The organism is Haloferax sp. DFSO60, from assembly GCF_046557615.1.
Lineage (GTDB): Archaea > Halobacteriota > Halobacteria > Halobacteriales > Haloferacaceae > Haloferax.
In genome coordinates this window covers 350,178-374,327 of the sequence record NZ_JBKIII010000001.1, presented here as the reverse complement: position 1 = coordinate 374,327, position 24,150 = coordinate 350,178, and the positions used below count along the sequence as shown (strand labels likewise).

At 61.1% G+C, this 24,150-nt stretch carries 26 protein-coding genes; 10 read left to right on the top strand and 16 right to left on the bottom strand.

The genetic code is table 11. The features are described from left to right. Positions 1 to 28 precede the first annotated feature (28 nt). Positions 29 to 1,705 carry a methylmalonyl-CoA mutase gene (locus tag ACK509_RS01885; RefSeq protein ID WP_410764805.1) on the bottom strand — a complete coding sequence of 559 codons (1,677 nt, stop codon included), beginning with the start codon at positions 1,703 to 1,705 and terminating at the stop codon, positions 29 to 31. Between the two features lie 123 nt (positions 1,706 to 1,828). Between ACK509_RS01885 and ACK509_RS01880 the strand changes: the two genes are divergently transcribed. Next, the gene (locus ACK509_RS01880; RefSeq protein ID WP_410764804.1) at positions 1,829 to 2,497 is read left to right on the top strand and encodes an O-methyltransferase; all 669 of its coding nucleotides are present in this window, start codon (positions 1,829 to 1,831) and stop codon (positions 2,495 to 2,497) included. 42 nt (positions 2,498 to 2,539) lie between these two features. On the opposite strand, the gene ACK509_RS01875 is transcribed toward ACK509_RS01880, so the two are convergent. Next, entirely contained in the window at positions 2,540 to 3,226 is a 687-nt protein-coding gene (locus tag ACK509_RS01875) for a hypothetical protein (RefSeq protein ID WP_410764803.1), read from the bottom strand. A 205-nt stretch (positions 3,227 to 3,431) separates the two neighbouring features. Between ACK509_RS01875 and ACK509_RS01870 the strand changes: the two genes are divergently transcribed. Continuing rightward, positions 3,432 to 3,806 (top strand): nascent polypeptide-associated complex protein, encoded by a 375-nt coding sequence (locus ACK509_RS01870; RefSeq protein WP_410764802.1) that lies wholly within the window; start codon positions 3,432 to 3,434, stop codon positions 3,804 to 3,806. Next, positions 3,803 to 4,528: a methyltransferase domain-containing protein gene (locus ACK509_RS01865; RefSeq protein ID WP_410764801.1), complete on the top strand. Its 726-nt coding sequence runs from the start codon at positions 3,803 to 3,805 to the stop codon at positions 4,526 to 4,528. The genes ACK509_RS01870 and ACK509_RS01865 overlap by 4 nt, the downstream gene beginning before the upstream one ends. On the opposite strand, the gene ACK509_RS01860 is transcribed toward ACK509_RS01865, so the two are convergent. The 3 genes from ACK509_RS01860 to ACK509_RS01850 all read right to left on the bottom strand — a co-directional run bounded on the left by ACK509_RS01860 (position 4,529) and on the right by ACK509_RS01850 (position 5,874). Next, a complete protein-coding gene (locus ACK509_RS01860) occupies positions 4,529 to 5,167 on the bottom strand; it encodes a hypothetical protein (protein WP_410764800.1) in 639 nt (212 codons plus the stop codon). It abuts the gene before it with no gap. A gap of 39 nt (positions 5,168 to 5,206) precedes the next feature. Next, complete coding sequence (locus ACK509_RS01855; protein ID WP_410764799.1) at positions 5,207 to 5,527, bottom strand: transcription factor S; 321 nt, start codon at positions 5,525 to 5,527, stop codon at positions 5,207 to 5,209. A gap of 89 nt (positions 5,528 to 5,616) precedes the next feature. Further along, the gene (locus tag ACK509_RS01850; RefSeq protein ID WP_410764798.1) at positions 5,617 to 5,874 is read right to left on the bottom strand and encodes a hypothetical protein; all 258 of its coding nucleotides are present in this window, start codon (positions 5,872 to 5,874) and stop codon (positions 5,617 to 5,619) included. Positions 5,875 to 6,013: 139 nt separating this feature from the next. Between ACK509_RS01850 and ACK509_RS01845 the strand changes: the two genes are divergently transcribed. Next, entirely contained in the window at positions 6,014 to 7,354 is a 1,341-nt protein-coding gene (locus ACK509_RS01845; RefSeq protein WP_410764797.1) for a methyl-accepting chemotaxis protein, read from the top strand. 2 nt (positions 7,355 to 7,356) lie between these two features. Here the strand turns inward: ACK509_RS01845 and ACK509_RS01840 are convergent, their stop codons facing one another. Beyond that, a complete protein-coding gene (locus tag ACK509_RS01840; protein ID WP_410764796.1) occupies positions 7,357 to 8,130 on the bottom strand; it encodes an enoyl-CoA hydratase/isomerase family protein in 774 nt (257 codons plus the stop codon). 100 nt (positions 8,131 to 8,230) lie between these two features. On the opposite strand from ACK509_RS01840, the gene ACK509_RS01835 reads away from it, so the two are divergent. After that, a complete protein-coding gene (locus tag ACK509_RS01835) occupies positions 8,231 to 8,731 on the top strand; it encodes a DUF5797 family protein (protein WP_410764795.1) in 501 nt (166 codons plus the stop codon). On the opposite strand, the gene ACK509_RS01830 is transcribed toward ACK509_RS01835, so the two are convergent. Beyond that, positions 8,728 to 9,699 carry a DUF5787 family protein gene (locus ACK509_RS01830; protein WP_410764794.1) on the bottom strand — a complete coding sequence of 324 codons (972 nt, stop codon included), beginning with the start codon at positions 9,697 to 9,699 and terminating at the stop codon, positions 8,728 to 8,730. The two genes, ACK509_RS01835 and ACK509_RS01830, sit on opposite strands and share 4 nt — an antisense overlap. Positions 9,700 to 9,783: 84 nt before the next feature. Next, positions 9,784 to 10,239 (bottom strand): bis(5'-nucleosyl)-tetraphosphatase, encoded by a 456-nt coding sequence (locus ACK509_RS01825; protein ID WP_410764793.1) that lies wholly within the window; start codon positions 10,237 to 10,239, stop codon positions 9,784 to 9,786. A 157-nt stretch (positions 10,240 to 10,396) separates the two neighbouring features. Between ACK509_RS01825 and ACK509_RS01820 the strand changes: the two genes are divergently transcribed. Further along, positions 10,397 to 10,729, top strand: a complete 333-nt coding sequence (locus tag ACK509_RS01820) for an uS10/mL48 family ribosomal protein (protein WP_410764792.1) — start codon at positions 10,397 to 10,399, stop codon at positions 10,727 to 10,729. A gap of 65 nt (positions 10,730 to 10,794) precedes the next feature. On the opposite strand, the gene ACK509_RS01815 is transcribed toward ACK509_RS01820, so the two are convergent. Together ACK509_RS01815 and ACK509_RS01810 are read right to left on the bottom strand one after the other, a co-directional pair. Beyond that, a complete protein-coding gene (locus ACK509_RS01815) occupies positions 10,795 to 11,058 on the bottom strand; it encodes a hypothetical protein (protein WP_410764791.1) in 264 nt (87 codons plus the stop codon). After that, on the bottom strand, positions 11,055 to 12,605 hold the full coding sequence (locus ACK509_RS01810) for a Na+/H+ antiporter NhaC family protein (protein WP_410764790.1): 1,551 nt from the start codon (positions 12,603 to 12,605) through the stop codon (positions 11,055 to 11,057). Before ACK509_RS01810 ends, ACK509_RS01815 begins: the two co-directional genes overlap by 4 nt. A 123-nt stretch (positions 12,606 to 12,728) precedes the next feature. Here ACK509_RS01810 and ACK509_RS01805 point away from each other — a divergent pair, with 123 nt between their 5' ends. Further along, complete coding sequence (locus ACK509_RS01805) at positions 12,729 to 14,012, top strand: amidohydrolase (RefSeq protein ID WP_410764789.1); 1,284 nt, start codon at positions 12,729 to 12,731, stop codon at positions 14,010 to 14,012. 98 nt (positions 14,013 to 14,110) lie between these two features. Next, on the top strand, positions 14,111 to 15,172 hold the full coding sequence (locus tag ACK509_RS01800) for a sensor histidine kinase (protein ID WP_410764788.1): 1,062 nt from the start codon (positions 14,111 to 14,113) through the stop codon (positions 15,170 to 15,172). Here the strand turns inward: ACK509_RS01800 and ACK509_RS01795 are convergent. The 6 genes from ACK509_RS01795 to ACK509_RS01770 all read right to left on the bottom strand — a co-directional run bounded on the left by ACK509_RS01795 (position 15,147) and on the right by ACK509_RS01770 (position 23,471). Next, positions 15,147 to 16,517 carry a geranylgeranyl reductase family protein gene (locus ACK509_RS01795; RefSeq protein WP_410764787.1) on the bottom strand — a complete coding sequence of 457 codons (1,371 nt, stop codon included), beginning with the start codon at positions 16,515 to 16,517 and terminating at the stop codon, positions 15,147 to 15,149. The genes ACK509_RS01800 and ACK509_RS01795 overlap by 26 nt on opposite strands. Positions 16,518 to 16,631: 114 nt before the next feature. Beyond that, entirely contained in the window at positions 16,632 to 17,735 is a 1,104-nt protein-coding gene (locus ACK509_RS01790) for an ABC transporter permease (RefSeq protein WP_410764786.1), read from the bottom strand. Continuing rightward, complete coding sequence (locus tag ACK509_RS01785) at positions 17,732 to 19,003, bottom strand: ABC transporter permease (protein WP_410764785.1); 1,272 nt, start codon at positions 19,001 to 19,003, stop codon at positions 17,732 to 17,734. Before ACK509_RS01785 ends, ACK509_RS01790 begins: the two co-directional genes overlap by 4 nt. Continuing rightward, entirely contained in the window at positions 19,000 to 20,559 is a 1,560-nt protein-coding gene (locus tag ACK509_RS01780; RefSeq protein WP_410764784.1) for an ABC transporter ATP-binding protein, read from the bottom strand. The genes ACK509_RS01785 and ACK509_RS01780 overlap by 4 nt, the downstream gene beginning before the upstream one ends. Before the next feature lie 219 nt (positions 20,560 to 20,778). After that, complete coding sequence (locus ACK509_RS01775) at positions 20,779 to 21,915, bottom strand: BMP family lipoprotein (protein ID WP_410764783.1); 1,137 nt, start codon at positions 21,913 to 21,915, stop codon at positions 20,779 to 20,781. Positions 21,916 to 22,109: 194 nt separating this feature from the next. Next, on the bottom strand, positions 22,110 to 23,471 hold the full coding sequence (locus tag ACK509_RS01770; RefSeq protein ID WP_410764782.1) for a phosphopentomutase/phosphoglucosamine mutase: 1,362 nt from the start codon (positions 23,469 to 23,471) through the stop codon (positions 22,110 to 22,112). A 105-nt stretch (positions 23,472 to 23,576) separates the two neighbouring features. Between ACK509_RS01770 and ACK509_RS01765 the strand changes: the two genes are divergently transcribed. After that, on the top strand, positions 23,577 to 23,855 hold the full coding sequence (locus ACK509_RS01765) for an acylphosphatase (protein ID WP_410764781.1): 279 nt from the start codon (positions 23,577 to 23,579) through the stop codon (positions 23,853 to 23,855). Between the two features lie 54 nt (positions 23,856 to 23,909). Next, on the top strand, positions 23,910 to 24,149 hold the full coding sequence (locus ACK509_RS01760) for a hypothetical protein (RefSeq protein ID WP_410764780.1): 240 nt from the start codon (positions 23,910 to 23,912) through the stop codon (positions 24,147 to 24,149). The last annotated feature ends 1 nt before the right edge of the window (position 24,150 follow it).

Here is a 24,150-nt window from a genome sequence, read left to right as displayed (position 1 = left end):
AATGGTTAGCACACGGCTTGATGGTGGGTTAGGCCATTCCGGGTTCGTACTCGCCGAACTCTTCGCGTAGGACGCCACAGATTTCGCCGACTGTCGCGTAGGCTTTGACCGCCTCGATAATCGACGGCATGAGGTTGTCGTCGCTGTTTGCGACGGCCCGAACGTCGTCGAGTGCCGCTTCGACTGCGTCAGCGTCGCGTTCTTCCTTGCGGACTTCGAGTGCGTCGATTTGCTTCTGTTCTTCTTCTTCCGAGACTTCCTGAATCTCGACTTTCGGCTCTTCGTCGACGCGGTACTTGTTCACGCCGACGATGACGCGCTCGCCCTTTTCGACTTCGCGCTGGCGTTCGTAGGCGACGTCTTGAATCTCACCTTGGACCCACTGATTCTTGACCGAATCGAGCATGCCGCCGCGTTCGTCGATTTCGTCCAAGAGGTCGAAGGCGTCGGTTTCGATGTCGTCGGTGAGTGCTTCGACGTAGTAACTCCCGGCGAGCGGGTCGATGGTGTCCGCAGCACCCGACTCGTGAGCGAGAATCTGCTGGGTTCGGAGTGCCGTCCGAACCGACTGTTCGGTAGGGAGCGACAGCGCCTCGTCTTTCCCGTTGGTGTGGAGCGACTGCGTGCCCCCGAGGACGGCCGCGAGCGCCTGATAGGCGACGCGAACGACGTTGTTCTCGACCTGCTGGGCCGTCAACGTCGAGCCACCCGTCTGCGTGTGGAACTTGAGTTGCATCGACTTCGGATTCTCTGCGCCGAATCGTTCTTCCATAATCTTCGCCCACATGCGACGGGCGGCGCGGAACTTGGCGACTTCTTCGAGGACGTTGTTGTGCGCGTTGAAGAAGAACGAGAGTTGCGGCGCGAAATCGTCGACGTCCAATCCTGCTTCGACGGCGGCTTCGACGTACTGAATCCCGTTGCCGAGCGTGAAGGCAACTTCCTGCGCGGCGGTCGAACCCGCCTCGCGGATGTGGTAGCCCGAGATGGAGATGGTGTTGAACTTCGGCGTCTCGTCGGCACAGAACTCGAAGATATCTGTGATGAGTCGCATCGACGGTTCGGGCGGGTAGATGTAGAGGTTCCGCGCGATGTACTCTTTCATGATATCGTTCTGAATCGTCCCGCGGAGTCGTTCGCGGGGGACGCCCTGTTTGTCGCCAAGTGCGACGTACATCGCAAGCAGAACCGAGGCGGGTGCGTTGATCGTCATCGACGTGGACACGTCGCCGAGGTCGATGCCGTCGAAGACGGTCTCCATGTCGTGCAGACTGTCGATTGCGACGCCCGACTTGCCGACTTCTCCCGCGGCCATGATGGCGTCCGAGTCGTAGCCCATCTGGGTCGGAAGGTCGAACGCGAGCGACAGTCCTGACGACCCGTTGTCGATGAGATAGCGGAATCGCTCGTTCGTCTCGGTGGGGGTACCGAATCCGGCGTACTGGCGCATCGTCCACAGACGACCACGGTGCATCGTCGGGTAGACGCCACGCGTGTAGGGTTTCTCACCGGGGAAGCCGAGGTCACGACGGTAATCGAGGTCGACGTCGGCGGGCGTGTAGAGTCGGTCTACCTCGTGGCCGCCGGTGTCGGTCGTGAACTCCTCGTTTCGCTCCCCGAACCTGTCGAGTGTCGGCGACAGCGTCTCTTCTTCCCACGCAGACTTCGCCTCTCGAATTTGGGCGAGTTCGTCGGGGTCAAACATTGTAAAAGATGAGGATTGTTACCCACTTAAGCGTAGGCAGATTCTCCCGTGGTGACGGCACTTCGGGGAAGAACACACGCACGTCGAGGCGGGTTTTATTCTCCTTGCGGCCCCTCGTTGTACATGGAAATACTCACAGACGACACCCGTCGGTTCCTCACGGCCACCGCACCGGAACACGACGAAGTACAAGCCGAGATGGCGGCGTACGCGGCCGAACACGGCTTTCCCATCATCGGGCCGGAAGCAGGTGGCTTTCTGCGACTCGTCGCTCGCCTCGTCGATGCGGAGCGTCTGTTCGAGTTCGGGTCGGGATTTGGGTACTCCGCGACGTGGTTCGCCAAGGGCATGGCCGACGAGTGTGAACTCTTCGTGACCGAACACGACCCGACTGAGTTGGAGATGGCCCGCGACTACTTCGAGCGTCTCGGACTCGCCGACCAAACCACGTTCCTCGAAGGCGACGCGCTCGACAGCTTCGGCGAGACAGAAGGCGAGTTCGACCTCGTGTTGTTCGACCACCAGAAACACCGCTACGCCGAGGCGTTCGACCTCGTGCGCGACCGAGTCGCGGTCGGCGGTGTCATCATCGCCGACAACGTGATGCGCGGCCCGCTGGACTTCGGCGCGCTCGCCGACCGAGAAGTGGGTGTTGCATCGGCACTCGATGGAACGAACGAAGACACCCGTGGAATTGCGGCGTACCTCGATGCGGTTCGGGCCGACCCACGATTCGAGACGCTCGTGCTTCCATTGGGGAACGGGTTGTCGGTCAGTTACCGAGTAGAGTAACCGAAACGTTCGAAAAATAGGGACCTCGACGACGCGAGGGACTCAGGCGAGTGCGCCAACGATGTTCGCTTGGAGTCGTGAACGGTCGTTCGCGCCACCAGTCGGTGGGACACCGCCGATGTCCATGACGCCAACGACTTCCGTCCCGTCGGGACTGAACTGCAGTTGGATGACGCCTTCGATGACGACGAAGATGCTCGCCAACAGACTCGTCCGAGCGGTGAAGGTGTTCAATTGGGCCGCGAGGGCGTTGTCTGGGCCGTCGGGGACGACTTCGAGGATGTTCTGTTGCTCATCGGCACGAACGAAGGCGACGTCGAGCGCCGCGTTGACGACGGAATCTGTCGCCGAGACACCAGCAGCGCGGTAGAGGGCAGTGTTTGTCACGTACCAGATAGCCCCTGCTTCGGGGACACCAGCTGGATTCCCCGAGACGAGGCCGATGTCTCGGGCGTTGATGCCGTTGTTGAAGTTCGCACCTGTCGTATCGACTGGTGGCGTTACGATGAGTCGGGCTACCCGGTCGAACTGCTCGTTGGGTGAGGTGCCAGTCATTCGAACGACGTAGGCCGTTGGGTCTCTCGGTATCTGTGCCGAGACAGGCGTTGCAGTCGCCGCAGTACTTGTGCCAAGCACGCCTGCACCGAGTGCAAGTGTCCGGAGGAAAGAGCGCCGTGAGGCCCCCCAGTTCGGGGGCGGTCCTGCATGTGGAGATGGTTCTCTAGGCATAGTTCTCGCTCCGCTGTGGAGTGTTCAGGCTGAAGCTGAACAGGTACTAGTTGATTTTTCAACCACTTTACATTAGTTCACGGTGACTCGTACAATCTCTCGGGACGTACTGTCCGTCAATTGGCGGGCGGTTACAGGACGAATTCGATACGGGAACCACACGTTCTTCGCCACGCTTTTGAGAACCCACCTCGACGATTCGGGTATGTTTGGAGGCGGCGGAATGAACCCGCGCAAGATGAAGCAGATGATGAAGCAGATGGGCATCGACGTGACGGAACTCGATGCTGAAGAGGTCGTTATCAAGACGGCCGACGAAGAACTCGTCTTCTCGGACGCGCAGGTCACGCGTATGGACGCACAGGGCCAGATGACCTACCAAATCGTCGGCGAACCCGAGTCGCGCGAACTCGGTGCCGGTGACGACGAGGCCGACGCAGGCAGCGAAAGTGCAGGCGAAATCCCAGCAGACGATGTCGCAATCGTCGCACAGCGTGCTGGCGTCTCTGAAGACGACGCACGCGAAGCACTCGAAGCCGAAGACGGCGACCTCGCCGCGGCTATCTCGCGTCTCGAGTGATACTCCTCGTTCACGGCGACCGGGAGTACCTTCGAGCGCCAGGTGAGGAACTTCACACGGACCTCGGGATGCTCACCGTCCCCGAAGACGTCGAACCCGGCCAGACCTTAGAGACGCACATCGGCGAGCCATTCCTCGTCCGTGAGCCACGCGGCCCCGACCTGTTCAACCACTTCGAACGAACCGGCGCGCCGATGATGCCGCGCGACATCGGCCTCATCGTCGGCCACACCGGCATCGCCGCAGGCGAGCGCGTCCTCGACGCTGGAACCGGAACCGGCGTTCTCTCGGCCTACCTCGGTCGTCTCGACGTCGAAGTGACGACGTTCGAGCGCAACGCCGACTTCGCCGACGTCGCACGCGAGAACATGCGTCTCGCTGGCGTCGAAGAGCTGGTCGATGTCCGAACCGGCGACATCACCGACGAACTCGACGACCTCTCGGACACGCCATTCGACGCGATTACGCTCGACACCGAGAACGCGCCCGAAGTCGTCGCCGAGGCCCCCGACTTGCTCAAGACGGGTGGCTACGTCGCAGTCTACTCGCCATTCGTCGAAGGGACCCGAGCGACCGTCGAAGCCGCCCGCGAAGCAGGGCTCTCCGACGTAGAGACGTTCGAGACGATTCAGCGCCACATGGACTTCGGCGAACGTGGCTCGCGACCATCGACCGCAGGCGTCGGCCACACGGGCTATCTCGTCTTCGCTCGCAACGAGTAATCAGGTCGTCTCACGAATCGCGCGAAGCAACTCTCTGCGGAATTTTTCTGGGTCGAGCGCGCGACGAAGTGCGTGAGTATCGACTGTCTCTGTCGCATTGGCCGTCGTATTTTCTGGTGTGTCGCGCCTACGGTTTCGGCTCGCCCCCTCGGTCGTCTCGAGTACCGCACGGGGGTAGGCCCCACCGGTGAGGAGGAACTGGTCGCCGTCGGGCCTGACCGCGAACATCGCGCCCGCAGCGAGTCGAACTCCGGCGAGCGAGACAGTCGCCTCGTACTGTGTGACCTCGGCATCGACGGTGCCGATTCTGAGTGACCGCGAGCCAGTCTGTCGAACGTTCGAAAAGCCGCGCTCAGCTAACTGAGATTCGAACCCCGATTTCGCACCACGAGCGACGAGTTTGGTGAGCGCCTTCGACGGCGGCGTCTGTGGATGAACGGTGAGTCTACTCGCAAAGACGAATCGCCACGGGCCGTCTGCGGCCGCTGGAACCGTCTCACGAGTCGATGCATCTTCGGCGATGATAGTTCGAGCGACGACCGAGACGGGACCGAGTTCGAAGGGCGTGTCTACCGACTCATCGACCTGCACCCAGCCTTCGAGTGGTGGTAGTTTCGGAGCGCGTGGTGCGTCGGCCATGGCTCCGATACGGGCGGAAACGGGAAAAATTCGAGCCGATTAGTGGTCGTCCTCGCGCCACTTGTGGCCGCACTCGACACACGTGAAGAATCGCGTCTCGGATTCGTCGGCCGAACGGATTTGCTTCATCTCGTAGCGCGCAAGGTCGTGTTCACACTTCGGGCAGATTGCCTTCGTCGTCGGACCGATTTCGGACCCATCGACGTCTGACATGTCCACGACGTCGCTGTGTTCTTGGCCTTGCGTCGTGACCATACTCTTTTCTTTTTCGCTATCTCTGGCCTTCTCGTGGCCGTTCGAACAGACCCAGACACCGTCTTGTGGTGTCATGAGAGAACCACATTCGTCGCAAAACTCCATGGTAGTACGTCCTGCCGCTTGAGGCACTTAAGCATCTGGGTTGCGCGCGGAATAAAAAGGCGAGAATCAGCGGACCGCTCGAAGCGCGTTCAGGCGTCGCCGTCAGATTGTCCCGGTTCGCCGACTGCTTCGATAGGCATGGCGTTATTGAGTTCGTAATACAGGTCAGTCGGCCCGGCGAACTCCTCGGTGAGGCAGTTTCGGATGAGGCCGCCGAGGTTTGCACTGCCATCTGCCATGAGAACGGTCACACCATCAAACCTCATCGCTGCCTGTTTACGCGAAACGGGGTACGAGAGGTCTTCGAATGCGGATTCGAGACGGTTGAGTTTTATGGAATCTCGCATGATTATTCATTATACTTATTCCTATTTAGTCGTAGTAGGAGCCATGATAGCACGAGTTTCGTGTCTCAAATACTAACTATCGGATGTGATAGACAGCGTGTAGCGTTTATTAGGGGAGTATGCAAGCACACGAACGGTCATGCATCAACAATCTACCAAGGTTGGGTTGAACTGGCAACCCAGTGGTTCACTCAGCGAGACAGAACGCCTCGAATCGGAGCGCGACTTTTGGCGTGGGTTGTTCGAACAGGTGGTCGAAGAGATTCCCGAGCCAACGCTCGTCGTCGATTCAGATGGTATCCTGACACACCTCAACGCCAAGATGAAGAGTCACTACGGGCTCGAAGACGCAGATATCGGAAAACGCGGCATCGACGTCATCGGAACGGAAGGCAAAGACGAGATTCTCGCGACGAAAATCGCGCGAACCGAGCAAACCGTCCGCGAGGACACCTATCGAGCAGTCGAACTGCCAGATGGGACAATCTGGTGTCGAGCGATGGGGATGCCGCTGTACGCTCCCGATGGGCAGGTCGTTGGTGCATTCGAGGCGACGCCAATCGTGACGGACGTGGTCGAACAGAACCGTGCGATGGCGGCGGTCCAAGAGCAGGTTTCCAAAGATATCAAGGAGTCAGCAGAGGAGGCGATACACTCTGCTGACGACGTTGCCGAAAGCGTCACCGAAGCCCAGAGCGTCTCTGCCGAACAGGCCGAAGCGATGGACGAGGTTTCGGGCGAAGTCGGGTCGCTGTCGGCGACGGTCGAAGAGATTGCGGCCAGCGCAGACGAAGTGAGCAAGAAGAGCAAAGAGGCCCGCAAACTCGCCGAGTCCTCCCGTGAAGACGGCGAGACGACCGTCGAAACGATGGGAGAAGTCGCCGAAGGCGGGTCACAGGTTGCCGAGCGGACTCGCGCACTCGCCGAGCGCATCGAAGAAATCGACGACATCATCGAAGTCATCAACGAAATCGCTGACCAGACGAACATCCTCGCGCTCAACGCCAACATCGAGGCCGCCCGCGCAGGCGACGCCGGGGCCGGGTTCGCCGTCGTCGCAGATGAGGTCAAATCGCTCGCAAACGAGGTGCAGTCAGAGTCCGAGCGCATCGAGGAACTCCTCGGAGAGACGCGCGAAGACGCCACCAAAACCGTCACCGGAATCGAATCGCTGACTGAAGACGTCCGCGACGGTGCGGCGAAAATCGAGACGTTGGTCGAGAAGCAGACGCAAATCGCAGAGACGATTCGTGAAGCCGCGACTGGCATGGACGATATCGCCGCCGCGACCGACGACCAGGCAGTCCGAACCGAAGAAGTCGCGAGCATGGTCGATAGCGCGTCGGCGATGGCTGATGCGGTGCGAGAAGAGAACAGCGCCGCCGTCGAGGCCAACGAACGGCAACTGCAAGTCGTCGCAGAAATCGCCGAGTCGGTCCGCCATCTCGAAGCGACGATGGCAGAAATCACCGACTCCTAATTTTATTCGAACTCGGGGTCGCGCTTGTCGATGAATGCGCCCATTCCTTCTCGCTGGTCGTGCGTGCCGAAGAGACCACTCCAGACGCGGGCTTCGAAGTCGAGTGCCGCATCTCGCGGGGCGTCGTGCGACATGTTGATAGCGTCTTTTGCGGCGTGAAGTGCGTGCCGCGGCTTCGAGGCGAGGTCAGCGGCGAGTTCGGAGACGTGGCTTTCGAGTTGGTCGTGGGCGACGACTTCGCCGACGATTCCGTACTCGTGGGCGTCGCTGGCGTCGATTCGCTCGCCGAAGAAGATGAGTCGGCGGGCGAGTTCGTCGCCGACGAGTGCGGGCAGTCGAACGCTCCCACCCCAGCCGGGCATGATGCCGAGGTCGATTTCGGTCTGGCCCATCAGCGCGCGCTCGGACGCAACGCGGAGGTCACACGCCAGTGAGAACTCCATTCCGCCGCCGAAACAGTAGCCGTTGATGGCCGCAATCGTCGGCGCTGGGAAGGTCTCCAGACGGCGGGCGATTCGGTGGCCCTGTTCGGCGTACTCCTGTGCCGCGGGCGAATCGATGTCTTTCATGTAGCTGATGTCCGCCCCGGCGATGAACGCCTTGTCTCCGGCGCCGGTGAGGACGACGACACGCGCGCCTTCGGCTTCGGCCTCGTCGAGCGCCTCTTCGATGGCATCGAGCGTGTCGGTGTTCAGCGAGTTCATCCGGTCAGGTCGGTCGATAGTGAGGGTTGCAACGTCGCCGTCCCAGTCGAGTCGAATCGTCTCCCAGCTCATAGCGTGACCGACGAGTGACGAGGAGTTAATAATTAACATTCATCGAAGTTGGAACTGAATCCAGAACAACGTTATATGACGCCCGGTAAATGCTCCGGATATGGCGCTCTCCGACGAGGCACGCGAACGACTCGCCGACATCGTTCGCCTTCAGCCGACCAAGAACAAGGAACTCCAAAACCGGTGGGAACTCGAAAGCGGCAGCGAAGTCCACCAGTACCTCGAAAAGGAGCTGAAAGATTACTACTACCGCGACGATAACAGTCTGATTCGCGCGACTGCGGAGGCGGCCGAACTGACAGGCGTCGAACCCGGCGTCGAAAGCGACGACGACGAAGAGTCCATCCCGAGTGTGATTCGCATCCCGCAGTTGGAAGCGCGCGTCTTCGAAGTCGTCGCCGGTCCCGAAGAGCGGTCTGAGAGCGTGGTCAGCGTTCTCAACAAACTCCGCGACGAGTTCGATATCGACCCCGAAGTTGACGACGTTCGCCGCGCACTCCAGAGTCTCCGGCGAAAAGGCGTCATCGAAGTTATCTACCGGACCGTGCCGACGTTCCGCCTCGCCGTCGAGCGCGACGAAGTTGACGTCGAAGTCGTCTAAGGCTCTGTCACTCGTTCTCTCATTCGCTCTGTTCGCTGGTCGAGCAATCGCTGAATCCCTTTCCCCGGCCCGCCTTCGATTGGCCACCCCTTCGTTCGCCACTGGGGCGGTTCGGGTTCGAACTGCGAACACGACCCGGCACACTCGCGCTGGCTTTGATGGCACGCCTTCGCCGCACAGTAGGGAATCAGCGCGCGCCCCCGACGTGAGAGTTCGAAGTGCCGACAGTCGGGGCGCATCGTCTCGACGTAATTCCGCCAGCCTTTGTCGTAGGCGCGCTCTGCGAGTACGAGTCGGCGACGAGCGTCGTCTGGAGACGGGGAGAGCGTACTCGGATGCCACAGCACCTCTGCGGAGTCGTCGGCATCGACCGAGAGAATCCCAACTTCGACCGGGATGTCTTCGAGCAAGGCCGGTTCGACGCGGCGACCAGTCGTTTCGGTCGCAACCCACACTTCGTCGGCGAGACTGCGCGAGACGTCGTGGGTGAGTTGCTCGCCCAGTGCGCGGGCGGCGCTCGCATCCAGATTCGGTTTGTTCTCGATAGCGACGATTCGTCGAACCCAGTCTGAGTATGGTGCTTTTCTTCGATATTCGACGCGGTTTCGCTTCCCACGGCGAGTCTCGACCAGTCCTCGTCCGGCGGCACGATGGACCGCCGCGATGACGTGCCGCCACGGGAATCCGGGATGGGGTATCGCGTCGCGGTACCACTGCCAGTCTTCCGGTGCGTGACGAACGACGCGAAGCAAATCAGAATCGAGACCGCGGGTCGAGAGGTCGCGGCGGGTGGCGAACGCTTGGGGGTCCACTTCGACGACGACCGTGTCCCAGCGGCGCTTTCGCGTGCCGAGTTGTCGCGCGACGAATGCGGGCCGCGGGCCGTCGGGATGCCACGCCTGTTCGGCCCAGCGACACACTCGTAACTCGAAGGTGAATTCCGGGTCGCGGTCGGCGGCGTGGCTCACGAGTGTTCGTGTGACCGGGAGACACAAGACGGTTTGGTCGCCGATGCGTCGCTCGGGAGCCGTGAAAACAAGGGTGTCAGTGCGTTATCTGACGTACTTGTGCGGACCTTCGCTCTGGGCGACAATCTCGTCGAGGAACGTGTGTGCCTCTTTGAGGATGTCGCGCGGTCCGTCTTGGGTGATGGTGTTGATCGCCTGTTCGTAGTCGCGCCACTGCAGGTCGCGGTGTTCGGTGGAGAGTTCCGCCGACGCCTCGAACGAGTGGGCGATGAACAGGTGAACCGTCTTGTGAATCGTTTTGCCGTTCGCTTCGAAGACGTAGCTATAGTCTTCGCGGAAGCCATCGATGAGACGGAATTCTTCGATTCCTGCCTCCTCTTTGATTTCCCTGATTGCTGTTTGCTGAAGCTCCTCGTTCCCTTCGACCCCGCCTTTCGGGAACTCCCAGTCCCCTGGACGACTCTTCAGGAGTAAATACTCCCTCCGGCCGCGGGTGTCGCGGAAGAGAATGGCTCCAGCGCTGACCGCTTCGACTGCCATTACCCTGAATAAATGTGCCACCCTTTAAGAGCGTATCGGAGGGTGTACAGGATTCTCATGGTTCGTGTGTTCGACTGACTGGTAATCGGTCGCGTGCGAGACCTGTGTAGATGCGTTTTTACGGTCGGAGCGTCCACAAATTCGGTAGTGCCCACTCATGCCGTTCGTAACAAAACTCACCTTTCAAAGCGGTGACAAAGCTGTTCTCGACCGAATCGTCGGCGACCTGAAACAACAGGTCGAAAAGAAAGGCGCGGACTGCCGCGGTCCACACGCAGACCAACCGAAGCGTCTGAACATCCCACAGTATCGCACCCTCGCACCGGGTGACGAGTTCTCGGCGTGGGATTACACCGTCTACACGCGCCGTCTCGAAATCCACGGGGCCGACGAGGTCGCACGCACCGTCACTCAGCGCCCGTTCCCTGACAGTGTCCACGTCGAAGTCGAAGTCGAACAGAAGAAACCGCTCGGTCATCGTCGGAACTGAGCTGGAAAAATGGGCGCGCGCGACGCGCCAGCAGATGGTTTTCTCTCTTCTCTCCTGCCGACGAGCTATTCGTCGGGACCGATGACGTCCACGACCGTCCCCGTTCCTTGAGAGGTCGAGGTGTCGAACGCCGTGACTTCGAGTGTGACCTTCGACTCGACGAGTTCGCCGTCGGCTTCGGGGAGGCGAATAATCGAGTCGCCGATGCGGACGAGTCCACCTTCGGCGTCGGAGTCAGTCACGTAGGCGGTGATGACATCGCCAGTCTCGAACTCGGGCGTGGCGGTCCGGAACGTCCACCCAGCGAGGAGCGAATCGAGCCAGCTCATACGCGACTCACCTCCTCAGAGACGCGGTCAGAGACGTATTCACGGCCGTAGCCGGTCCACGCGGCGAAGAGGAACACCGCAACGAGGAACCAGCCGTGGAAGACGTAGGGCCACACAGAGGCGGGGTTCACGAGCATCTGGGCGGTGAACCACGGCGTGCCTTCGCCACCGACGAGCCCTTGCATCGCGCCGAAGCCAGCGAGCAAGCCACCGCCCCACGGGAAGATGTACCCGAGTGCGGAGGTGTTCGCGTCGAGGATGTTGGCACGGCGGTAGCCGTTGATGTTGAATCGCTTGCCCAGCGTGGCGATGTACGGTGCGATTGCGATTTCTGCGGCGGTGTTGATAGTCACCGTCGCATTGACGAGTGCCGTTCCGAGGACCATCGTCACCTCGGCGCGACGAACCGTCGTCGCAACCCGGTCGATGAAGAGTTCTTGAATCGCGTCGAAGCCACCACCAGCACGCATGATTTCTGCGCCTGCGACGAGGAGCAACGTCAGGACGATGAGCGGGAAGAAGCCCGCTGCTCCGGCGTAGATACTCCCGCCGACGCCAGCCTCGCCCATCGGGACCGTCGTCACGATGGAACTGAAGACCGGCAGCGACGCGACGGCTTCGGTCAGTTGGTTCTGCGGTGCTTCGAACAGAATCATGCTTCCGAGCGACACGTCAACGAGTCCGGCAACGCCGAGGGCGACGTTGAGGACGGCGGCGACGATGAGTCCCCACGAGATGGATTCGATGATGTGCCGACCACTGACGGCGAGGACGATGACCACCGCGATGTCGAGCAGGTGGACGAGTCCCCACGGCGAGGCAGTCGCGCCGAACTGACCGGAGATACTCGCGTGCGGCATGCCGCCCCAGACACCGGGAATCCCGAAGCCTGCGACGAGGTACGAGACGACGGCGAGTGCGGCGGCGACGACGGCGTACTTCACACGAGAGGTGACGACACCGCCGATATCTGCGTTCTGTGTGACCGCAGAGACGATTGTTGTGTCACTCACGGGTGCGAGGTTGTCTCCGAAGACAGCACCGGAGAGGATTGCGCCAAACAGCAGTACGGGGTTCGCACCGAGGAGTAATCCAGCAGGGAAGACGAGGGTCGTGAATGCGATTGCCGTCCCGTAACCGGTGCCGATACCGGTTGCGAGCAGCGCCGCCAAGAGGAACGTCACCGCGGGGAACAAGCCCGCACTGACGTTCAGAGCAGTCGCCGCCCAGACGAGACCATCGACGAAACCGCCGACCTGAATCGTCTCTGCAAACATCCCCGCCCAGAGCCACGCAACCACAGCGGTTGCGGCGACTCGGCGAGTCATGCCTGCAAAAATCACGTCCGCATAGTCCTTCCAGTCTCCCCGGACGAACAGCAACCCCACGATGAGTCCTGTCAGCATCCCCGCGACAAGGCCAGTCGTATCGCCGATTCCGAGGACGCCGCTTTGGAAGATTGCCCACCCGATAAAGATGGCAATCGGGAGCGCGCTGACAAGTCTCCCACCGCGGAAAGTAAGCTCGATGTCCGGTTCTTCAGGCATCGTTTGTGAGACACCCACTCGGAAATAAAAGAGGCACGAATCGCTTGCGCCGGTGACAACACAATAGAGTGTCAACGAACCAGTCTGGTGTGTTTATCAGCACCCACAGAAAAGAGTCGAGGTATGAGTCAACAAGCGACGATGGACGACCTCATCGCGTTCCGCCGGGACCTCCACAAGCATCCAGAACCTGCGTGGCGGGAGTTTTACACCACCGCCCGAATCGTCTCTGAACTCGAAACTCGTGACCTCGACGGTCTCTACGTCGGCCCCGAAATCATGGACACCAACGAGCGAATGGCCGTCCCCGACGACACCGAAATCGAGACGTGGTTCGAACGGGCACGCGAGGCGGGTGCGCGAGAGGACATTCTCGAACAATTGGAGGGCGGTTATACGGGCGCACTCGCCGTCCTCGAACGAGGCGACGGGCCAACCATCGCGCTTCGCGTCGATATCGACGCCCTCCCAATCACTGAATCCGACGGCGACGACCACCTGCCAACGAAAGAGGGCTTCCGCTCCGAGAACGAGGGCTTCATGCACGCCTGCGGCCACGACGCCCACGCGACCATCGGTCTCGGTATCCTCGACGCGGTCATCGACTCGGACTTCTCGGGCACGTTCAAGGTGTTCTTCCAACCGAGCGAAGAGCAAGTCGCAGGCGGGAAAGCAGTCGCCGAGAGCGGCCACCTCGACGACGTGGACTATCTGCTCGCCCTGCACGTCGGACTCGACCACCCGACCGGCGAAATCGTCTGCGGCGTCGATGGTTTTCTTGCGGTTTCACACTTCCTCGCCGAATTCACTGGCGCTCCGGCCCACGCGGGCGCAAAGCCCGAAGAAGGAAAGAACGCCAACCTCGCGGCAGCAGCCGCGACGCAGAACCTCTACGGTATCTCGCGGCACTCCGACGGCGCGACTCGGGTCAACGTCGGCCTGATGGGCGGCGGCACGGCGACGAACATCATCGCCGAAGAGTCCTTCATCGAAGGCGAGGTTCGCGGTGCGACGACCGAACTCATGCAGTACATGGAGGGCCGCGCCCACACCGTCATCGAGTCTGCGGCCGCGATGTACGACTGCGAAGTGGAGATTTCGGTCGAAGGGAAGGCACCAAGCGCCCGCAGTGACGACGTACTCATGGACATCGTCGGCGACGTGAGCAACGGTGTCGAAGGCGTGAATTCGATTCTCCGGAGCGACGAACTCGGCGGCAGTGAAGACGCGACGTACCTGATGAACCGCGTCCAAGAACAAGGCGGCCTCGCGGCCTACGTCGGCGTCGGCACCGACCACCCCGGCGGCCACCACACCCGAACGTTCGATGTCGACGAAGAGACCATCCAAATCGCAATCGACGTAATGTCGGGGAGTATCGGACAAATCGCCACGCAGCAGCCCTAACAGGCGCTCTTTCTCCAAAACTCGCCTTTCGCTACCAACCCAACGACCCGACGAAACCGCCAGCGCTTATTTGTTCCCCCCACGCATAGCCGCCAGCGATGGGTTTACTCCGAGGAGAATCGACACCCGATTTCGATGTCCAACCGGTCGCCGTCGCCACCGGTATCGTCCTCGGACTCGCAAGCCTGCAATTCATTGCATTTACCACCGGTGATGGCTCACTCTACCGATTCGCCGTCGAAATCCTCCTCGTTCCGGTCGCACTCGGTGGCACCGCCATTATCTCGGCCATTCGTGAAACCCCGGTAGTGTGGCGACCGCTCTACGTCGGCACCATCTTCATCGCCATCTACGCGACGACCGACGCGCTCGACGAACTCCTCGTCCAGCCAGATTCCTTTTCCATCTTATTCGAAGACCTCGCGTTGCTCCTCGGTGTCCTCTCGGTCACGTTCGGAATCATTCGATGGGCAGACCTGCGCAATGCGCATGAAGAAGACCTCGCGGCCCGCAACGAGCGACTCGACCAGTTCGCCTCGGTCGTCAGCCACGACCTGCGAAACCCGCTGAACGTCGCCCAGATACGTCTCGAACTCGCACGCGACGGACACGGTATGGAACACCTCGAAACCGTCGCTGAAGCTCACAATCGCATGGAGGCGCTCATCGAAGACGTCCTCCACCTCTCGCGGAGCGGTGAGACGGTCGGCGAGACCGAACCCGTCGGCCTCGCCCGGATTGCGGCAGACGCCGTCGCCAACACGAACCTCGATGCGGCCGCGCTGGCGGTCGAAGCGGACGCGACGTTACAGGCGGACCGCGAGCGCCTCGTGACGGTCTTCGAGAACCTCTTCCGCAACGCAATCGACCACGCTGGACCCGACGTGCAAGTCCGCGTCGGACTGCTCGACGACGGCTTCTTCGTCGAAGACGATGGGCCGGGGGTTCCACACGCCGAGCGCGACAAAATCTTCGAGTCGGGCTATACGACCGACGCCGAGGGAACGGGTCTCGGACTCGCTATCGTCGCTGGCGTGGTCGAAGCCCACGGCTGGACGGCGACGGCGACAGAAGCAGCATCGGGCGGTGCGCGGTTCGAAATCAGAAACGTCGCGTTCGAAAACGAGGCGAAACTCAGTACTTCGGCTTCGCGCCAGTAACTTCGTAAATCTCGTCCATAATCCGGTCGCGTTCGTCCTGCCAGCCTTCGAGTGCGCTTGGCCGACCGGGATAGCGGTCGTAGTGGGCCATCAGTTTGTCGGCGAGTTGCTTCGTCTTGTAGAAGTCGAGAATCTGCCGCCAGTAGCCAAAGCTCGATGCGGCGGTTTGGAGGAGGAGCGCAGGACCGAACGACGTGGTTCCCGAGTAGAGAGCTTCGGCGAGTTTCTCACCCGGCAACGAGGCCATGAGGCCCATCAGGTCGTCAACATCGACTGCTGTCGAGAGGATGTTGTACACGTCGAGGCTGGCATAGCGGCCACCGAAGTGGTCCATGACGCGCTCGTTGTAGCGCCACAGCACCTCTTCGCTCACGTCTCCCTTTTCGAGGGCGACGATTGCCTGTTCGCCTGCGTAGGCACCGGCGTAGGCGGCACCTGCGATGCCACCGCCAGTCGTCGGGTTGACGTGTGCGGCGGCGTCGCCGACGGCCATGTAGCCCGGCGCAGTCGCAGAGTCGTAGGGGCGACGGGTGGGGAGGGCAGCACCGAGTTTGTCCGTGACCTCTGCGCCTTCGAACTCGGGTCGGTTGCGAAGGTCCTGTTTGAGGTCTTCGACGAGTTTCATCGGCTCTTCGTTCATCTGGAAGCCGAGACCGGCGTTGATAGTCGTCTCCGTCCGCGGGAAGTACCAGATGTAACCGGCGGCGACAGAGGCTGGTTTGAACACGAGTGCGTCGTCCCACTCGACCGGTTCTTTGACTTCGACGATTTCGCGGTAGGCAGAACAGAACTGAGAGTAAGAGACGTTCGTGTCGAACGTCGCATTCGAGAAGTCGGTCTTGTCTTGGAGAAGCGACAGCGAGCCCGCGCCGTCGATGACGATATCGGCCTCGTATTCGACGGCTTCGCCTTTGCGCTTCGTGTGGAGGCCCGTGACGGTGCCGTCGTCGTCTTGAATGACGTCCTGAACGACGGTGTCGTAGTGGAATTCTGCGCCAGCGTCGTCCGCGCCTTCGATGATGAGCTTGCCGTACTTCCAGCGGTCGATGACGGCGAGTTCACCGGGGACAGGAATGTCGAGTACGGTGTCCTCTTGCGGAATTTCGAAGCGACCGTGGTCGACGTCCGTGTTGGTGAACGCGGGTTCGATTTGCTCCTTTGGAATCGCCTCGGGGAACGCGTTTGCGCCCTTCAGTGCGTCACCACAGGCGATGTGACCGGCCTCTTCGACGGGCTTTCGTTCGACGACCGCAACGTCATAGCCCGCTCGCGCGATTGTCGCCGCCGCGTAGCACCCGGAGGTGCCCGCGCCGACAACGACCACGTCGTGCTGGTGTTTGGACATGGTATCACCTCCATATCGCGGGGAGAAAACTCTTTACTCCCGCACCGGCCGAACGAGGCAAGACGCGTCGCTCGTCGAAGGAAAGAATCAGAAATCGAGGGGTGAATCCGTCGGTTACCGGTTGTCGTCGCCCGAGTCGTAGTGTTCGCCTGCCGCCGCCGGGATGCGCGTGCGTCCGACGAGCGCGAGGACGACAATCACCGTGACGTATGGTATCGTCTGGATGAGCGAGTCCGGAACCGCGTAGCCCGGAACCTGCTGGAGGCGAATCTGGACGGCTTCCAGTCCGGCAAAGAGGAACGACGCACCGAACGCACCGAGCGGGTTGTAGTTCCCGAAGAGGTAGGCGACGATTGCGATGAATCCCTTGCCGTTGACCATCGTCTGGTCGTTGCCGATGAACTGGCCGAGACCGAGCGACAGTGCGGCCCCACCGATGCCGGTGAGGAACCCGGAGAGCAGAACGCCCGCGTAGCGGACGCGGCTGACGTCGACACCAACCGTGTCGAGTGCCTTCGGGTTCTCACCAGAGGCGCGGATGTGGCGGCCGAAGGCCGTCCGGTTGAGGACGAACCACGAGGCCGGAACCGCGACGAGCATCATGTAGACCGATGGGTCGGCGTCGAAGAACGCGCCGAAGAACGGAATCTGTGCGAGACCCGGAATCGTCCACGTGCCGAGCGACGTACCGAGGTTGTTGGTGTTGACACCGCCGTAGTAGACGGTTGCGGCGAACGGCGCGAGGCCGAGTGCGATAAGCCACACCGCGAGACCGGCGATAATCTGGTCGGCTTTGAATCGGATGCAGACGACCGCGAAGAGTGCCGAGAACAGCACCGACGCGAGGATGCCTGCGAAGAAGCCAATCCAGAGAGCTGGCAGACCGACGATAGTCATCTGCGGACCGATGACGGCCGTCGTAATGATAGCCGTAAAGGCCGAAACGATGAGCAGGCCTTCGAGACCGATGTTGACGATACCGGCTTTCTCGGAGAAGATACCGCCCAGTGCGGCGAAGGTAATCGGCACGGAGAGACGCAGCGCCGACGAGAGCGTACTGCGACTGGTAAGGATGCCGAGGAGGTTTGCCCAGATACTCTGCGGGAAGACGACACCGAGGATAGCGATGAGAAGGAAGACGCTCGCTGCGCCGCCGACGAGCGTCGCTCGATAGGACAGTTCGGTGTCACGGAGTCGGTCGATTGTTGTCGTACTCATTCGTCGTCACCTCCGAGGAGGGAGCCGCCATCCGTTGCAACCGCATCGGTGTCGGGTTCGAGATTGACGTACGACCCGAGCATGCGGAAGAACTCCGGCATGGCGACAAAGAGGATGATGAGGCCGCGGAGGACCCCCACTAGTTGTTTCGGAACGCCCGTCTGGAACTGCACCGCGAGCGACCCGGACTTGAGCGTCCCGAACAGGAGCGACGCGGGGATGATTCCGAACGGGTTGTTACCCGCGAGAATCGTCACCGTGATGCCGTCGAACCCGAGCGAGGGGACGCCCGCCTGGAACTTGCCCATGACCATGAGTACCCAAATCGCTCCGCCGATACCACCGAGGGCACCGGAAAGGAACATGCTCATGACCGTCGTGCGCTTGGCATCGACGCCACCGTATTCGGCGGCCTCGGGTTGTTCGCCACTCGTCCGGAGGTCGTACCCGAACGAGGTCTGTTCGAGCAGATACCAGACGACGACGACGAGCGCGAGTCCGAACAGGAGTGCGAGAATCGAGAAGTCACCACCCTGTGGGAACGCGACCGGAAGCAGCGTCGCAAAGTCAGGCAGCGGCGTCGTCTCGACGACTTGCGAGTCGGGATTGCGGAAGAACTCACTGACGAGAACGAACGCCACCTGCGCGGCGATGAAATTGAGCATGATGGTCGTGATGACCTCGTTCGCGTCCGCGTATGCCTTGAGCGCACCCGGAATCGCCCCGTAGAGACCGCCGACGAGCGCGCCGACGAAGATAGCGAGTGGAATCAGGATGAGGCCACCGAGAACGCCGCCAGGGAGAATCGGCGCGACGAAGTACGCGAAGAGCGCCGTCGCCAGCGCGCCGAGGATGAGTTGTCCCTGGGTTCCGATGTTGAACAGTCCCGCACGGAAGGCGACTGCCACCGAGAGACCGGTGAAGATGAGGAGCGTCGTCTCCTTGAGCGTGAGTGCGAGCCCGAAGTTGAGTGGGTTCCAGTTCGGGTTGAGTGGTTTGATTAGCCCCGGACTGTTCACGAGGAACGGTTCGCCGAGCGCCCCGTTGAACAACACGAGATACACCTGAATCGGGTCGTAACAGAACCCGACGCCGAGAATCGTCGTCGCGGCGGTCTGGCAGGTTGCCACACGACCGGAGATGAGGACGATGACTGCACCGACGATGACTGCCATGATGAGCGCGGCAAAACTGATGAGGATGCGCTCTGCGGCAGACGCCGAGGTGAGACGCCGAAGAATCTCCTGTGCGTTTTCTTTTGCGCTCATTGGGCGTCACCAACGGTTGCGTTCGCCTCGTCGGCGTCCGAGTCCGGTCGTTCACCGGCCATGAGCAGGCCAATCTCTTCTTCGGTCGTGTTGCGTGGGTCTACGATGTCCATGAGTTCGCCGTCGTGCATGACGCCGAGTCGGTCCGAAAGCCCCTGCACCTCGTCGAGTTTCGAAGAGATGAGAAGCACTGCTTTGCCCTGTGCCCGCAGGTTCAACAGGCGTTCGTGAATGAACTCCATCGCGCCGATGTCCACACCGCGTGTCGGGTGCGTGGCGACGACGAAATCGGGGTTCCGTTCGAACTCACGCCCCACGATGAACTTCTGCTGGTTCCCGCCGGAGAACGATTCAGCATCCGCATCAGGGTGCGGCGGGCGAACGTCGTACGATTTGATAATGTCTTCAGCGTGCTGGCGTGCGCTCGTCCAGTCGATTGCACCGTTAGCGGAGAACTCGGGGCTGTGCTGACTCCCGAGAATGCCGTTTTGCACGAGGTCGAAGTCCATCACGAGGCCGCGTTCGTGGCGGTCCTCGGGGACGTACGCCATCCCGTCGTCGATGCGAGAGCGACGAGAGGAGTGCGTGACATCACGGCCCTTGTAGGTGACGCGGCCAGAAGTGGGGTTCCGAAGGCCGGTGATGACTTCGACGAGTTGCGACTGGCCGTTGCCATCGACGCCCGCGATACCGAACACCTCGCCTTCGCGGATTTCGAACGACACGTCGTTGACGGCGGGGATGCCACGGTTGTCGTTGGCGTTGACGCCTTCGACAGAGAGAACCTGCTCGCCCGGTTCACGGGGTTCGCTCTTGGGTTCGAGCAGGACTTCGCGGCCGACCATCAACTCGGCGAGTTCTTCGCGCGAGGTGTCTTTGGCATCGACCGTCCCGACGTTCTTGCCGTCGCGGAGGACGGTGATGTCGTCGGCGGCGTGCATCGCTTCACCGAGCTTGTGGCTGATGAAGATAATCGTCTTCCCCTGTGCGGTGAGTTCCTCGAAGACGGCGAACAGTTCTTCGACCTCTTGGGGGGTCAGAACTGCCGTCGGTTCGTCCAGAATGAGGATATCAGCACCGCGGTAGAGTGCCTTGAGAATCTCGACGCGTTGCTGGACACCGACACTGACGTCTTCGACGGTGTCGTCAGGGTTGACGTCGAATCCGTATCGTTGTGAAAGCTCGACGACTTCTTGGCGCGCGCGCTCCCGGTCAACGGTGGTTCCGAACCACTTTCGCGGTTCGTTGCCGAGAACGATGTTCTCAGCAATTGTCATGGGGTCGACCAGCATGAAGTGCTGGTGAATCATCCCGACACCGGCGGCGATTGCGTCCCCAGGATTGTTGAAGTCCTGCGGTTCGCCGTTGATGTTGACAGTCCCCTCCGTGGGTTCGTAGAGTCCGTAGAGGACGTTCATCAACGTCGTCTTCCCGGCCCCGTTTTCACCCAGAAGTGCGTGCACCGTGCCTTGCTCGACGGTCAGGTCCACGTCGTCGTTAGCGATGACGCCGGGGAACCGTTTGGTGATTCCGTCGAGATGAACGGCGGTGCTCATCTTGAACCTTTTTTCGGGGGGGTTCGCTTAAACTCGTGGGATTCGCTTCGCTTCGGTAGCCTTCCACACGCGGTCTATGGCCCTGTGCGTCGAATTGAATGAGTCAACGAGCAAGAGCGTTCGAGAAATTGACGTCGGAAACCGGCAATATTCGCACCCCAAATAGCGCCGTCGCTCACTGGCTTCGACGGTCGCTAAAAAGTGTAGAGTCGAGTCGAGTTATTCGACGGTCGTCGGGACTTCGATGTCGCCGGAGATGATGGCTTCGGCGGATGCATCGAGTTCTGCCTTGATGTCGTCCGAGATTTCGGCACCGAGTTCGGCACCGTAGGCGACGCCGACACCCTCTTCTTCGAGACCGAGGGTGACTGCTTCGCCGCCGTTGAACGAGTCGTCGACGACGTTCTCGATGGAGGTGTAGACTGCCGTCTCGACACGCTTGACCATCGAGGCGAGGATGACGTCTGCGTAGTTCGGCTCGGTGACCGACTGGTCAGAGTCGACACCGATTGCGAACTTGCCCTGCTCCTTTGCGGCCTGGAAGACACCGAGACCGACGCCACCGGCGGCGTGGTAGACGATGTCTGCGCCGTTTTCGTACATCGAGGTTGCGATTTCCTTCCCCTTGGCGGAGTCGGAGAACGAACCAGCGTACGCAACGTCAACGGAGATTTCTTCGTCAGCGTAGGCGACACCGGCCTCGAAGCCAGCCTGGAACTTGCGGATGAGCGGTGCGTCAACACCACCGACGAAGCCGACGTTCTTCTGGTCGGGGTTCGTCGAACCGCTGCCTGCGGAGAAGTCCTGGGTCGTGAGCAGACCGGCGAGGTAACCGACCTGGAACGAACCCTGTTCTTCGCGGAACACGTAGCTTGCAACGTTGTCTTGCTCGACGACGCTGTCCACGATCATGAAGTTCTGTTCCGGGAAGTTCGGTGCCGTCTCGGTGAGCGCAGATGCCTGCGCGAAGCCGATACACGAGACGAGGTCGTAGTCCGGGTTCGACGACTGTGCGAAGCGGCGCTGGAACTGCGGGAACTCTTCTGCCGCAGATGGCTGTGCTTCGTCGTACGAGATACCGAGTTCGGACTCAGCCTGCTCGACACCACGCTTTGCGGCGTCGTTGAACGACTTGTCACCGAGGCCGCCGAGTGCGTAGACCATGCCGACGTTGGCCGATGGCCCGGACATCTCTTCTTCGGTGGTCGTCTGCTCGCCACCGCTTTCGGTGGTCTCTTCGCCACCGCTCTCGGTCGTCTCTTCTTGGCCGTTTTCTCCGGATGGACCGCCCGTACATCCTGCGAGACCAACGAGCCCTGCAACCCCTGCCGATTTGACGAATTTTCGTCTGTCCATGTCTATGAACTCCTATTGATATCGGGGTACTGAAAATTGGATAAAGGTGTCGTTTCTCGCCGCAGACACCCTGCAGATACACACAGGCCTGCACTCTAAGTGGACAAGTTCGGGATGTCAACTATCCCCGTCTGGATAGTTGTCTGCTGTTTTGTCTACAAAAAAGACACATCACCGAGCGACGATGTCGTCGCTTACGCAGCGTCGATTTCGGCTTCGACGACGTCACTCACACGGGCGACGAGGTCGTCCACGTCGTCGGCCTCGGCGTAGACGCGAATGTAGGGTTCCGTTCCCGACGGGCGAACGAGCGTCCACGATGCGTCGGCAAATTCGAGGCGGACGCCGTACTCGGTATCGACCGATTCGGGGTCGAGTCCCTCGGGAAGCGACGTTTCGAGTGCCTCCATCGCTGGTGCTTTCTTCTCGTCGGGGCAGGTGATACTGATTTTGCGGTACGGGCGCTCGGTGACGGGTTCGCGCAGGCCGTCGAGGCCGGATTTGGCGACGAGTCGCGTGATGAGTGCCGCGGAGGCAACGCCGTCTATCCAGCCACCGAAGGCCGTATGGATGTGTTTCCACGGTTCGGCGGCGAACACCACGTCACCACCATCCGCGCGGGCGCTGGCGATTCCTTCGTGAAGCGCACCGAGTCGGACGCGCTCGACGCGCCCGCCTGCCTCGCGTACGCGTTCGTCAATACGACCGGAGGCGTTCGGCGTCGTCACCACGACGGGGTCGACAACGTCGCTCGTGCGGACGTAGTGCTCGGCGACGATGGCGATAATCGTGTCTTCGTGGACGACTTCGCCCTCGCTGTCGATGATGACGATGCGGTCGGAGTCGCCGTCGTGGCCGATGCCGAAGTCGAAGTCGCCCTCAGCGACGAACGCGCGGAGGTCTTTGAGCGTCTCGGGCGTTGGCTTGGACTCACGTCCGGGGAAGTGACCATCGACCTGGGCGTTGAGCGTGACCACGTGCGCGCCAAGGTCGCGGAGAACCTGTGGCGTGCCGAGCGCGGACATACCGTTTCCGCAGTCTACGGCGACGTTCAACCCTTCAGCGGAGACGCCGTGTTGCTCGGCGAATTCGACGACTGCGGTGCGATACGTCTTGAGAACGTCGAGGTCGCCGCGAGCGCCCCACTGGTCCCACGCAACGGGGTCGGCGCCTGCTTCGACGCGGCGCTCGATATCCTGTTCGAGGTCGCGGTCGTACTCCTGCCCATCGACGAACATCTTGATTCCGTTGTCCGCCGGTGGGTTGTGCGAAGCGGTGAGCATGACGCCGCGACGACCTTGCGAGGCGAACGCGAGCGTCGGCGTGGGGACGACGCCGATTCGGCTCACGTCCGCGCCTGCGGAGAGTAACCCGGCCTCGACGGCCGCGGCGAGGCCCTGTCCGGTAGTTCGTCCATCTCGGCCGACGACGAACTCGCTTGGGCCGTCCGATTCGAGTGCGGCGAGTCCGGCAGCGCGGCCCACACGCAGTGCGAGTTCGGGCGTCACCCGAGTCGCCACGGGACCGCGAATACCGGCAGTGCCGAAGAGTTCCATGTGTCGTGGGTTGCGTGGGCCGTACTTAGATACTCACGATTCGGTCGGCCCCCGTGAAAGACTCGCAGACACCACGCCTTTGGGTTCTGCGGGCGAAGGTGTGGTATGAGCGACCGCATCCGCGCACACGTCTACGTCAGCGGCCGTGTCCAAGGTGTCTATTATCGAGCGACGACCCGCGATACCGCCCGCGAACACGGCGTCGATGGCTGGGTGAAGAATCTCGAAGATGGCCGCGTCGAAGCCGTGTTCGAAGGCCCACGAGAGAGCGTCGAATCGGTCGTCGAGTGGTGTTACGACGGTAGTCCGATGGCCCGGGTCGAGGGCGTCGATGTTGATTACACCGACCCCGAAGGCGCACGCGGGTTCGAAATTAGATACTAATTGGTCTGAAAAACGGCCAAATCGTTCAAGAGGGCTTCGGCGAGTAGAAAACCCATGAACTTCCGTGGGGACACACGTGGGATTGGAGTGATACAACTCTTCTTGTCAATGGTTTCGAGCGTCGGTTTGGGACTCGCACTTGGGTCGGCGTTTCTCATCGTTCGCGGGCCGTTTCTCGGCGGTCCGGCGCTCGACCCGTTCCCGATGATGGGGGCGCTCGCCGCCTTCATCGTCGGCATCGTCGTCACCTCGTGGGGGACGACGCGAATGTTCGGTATCGGGAGTATGGCATAGG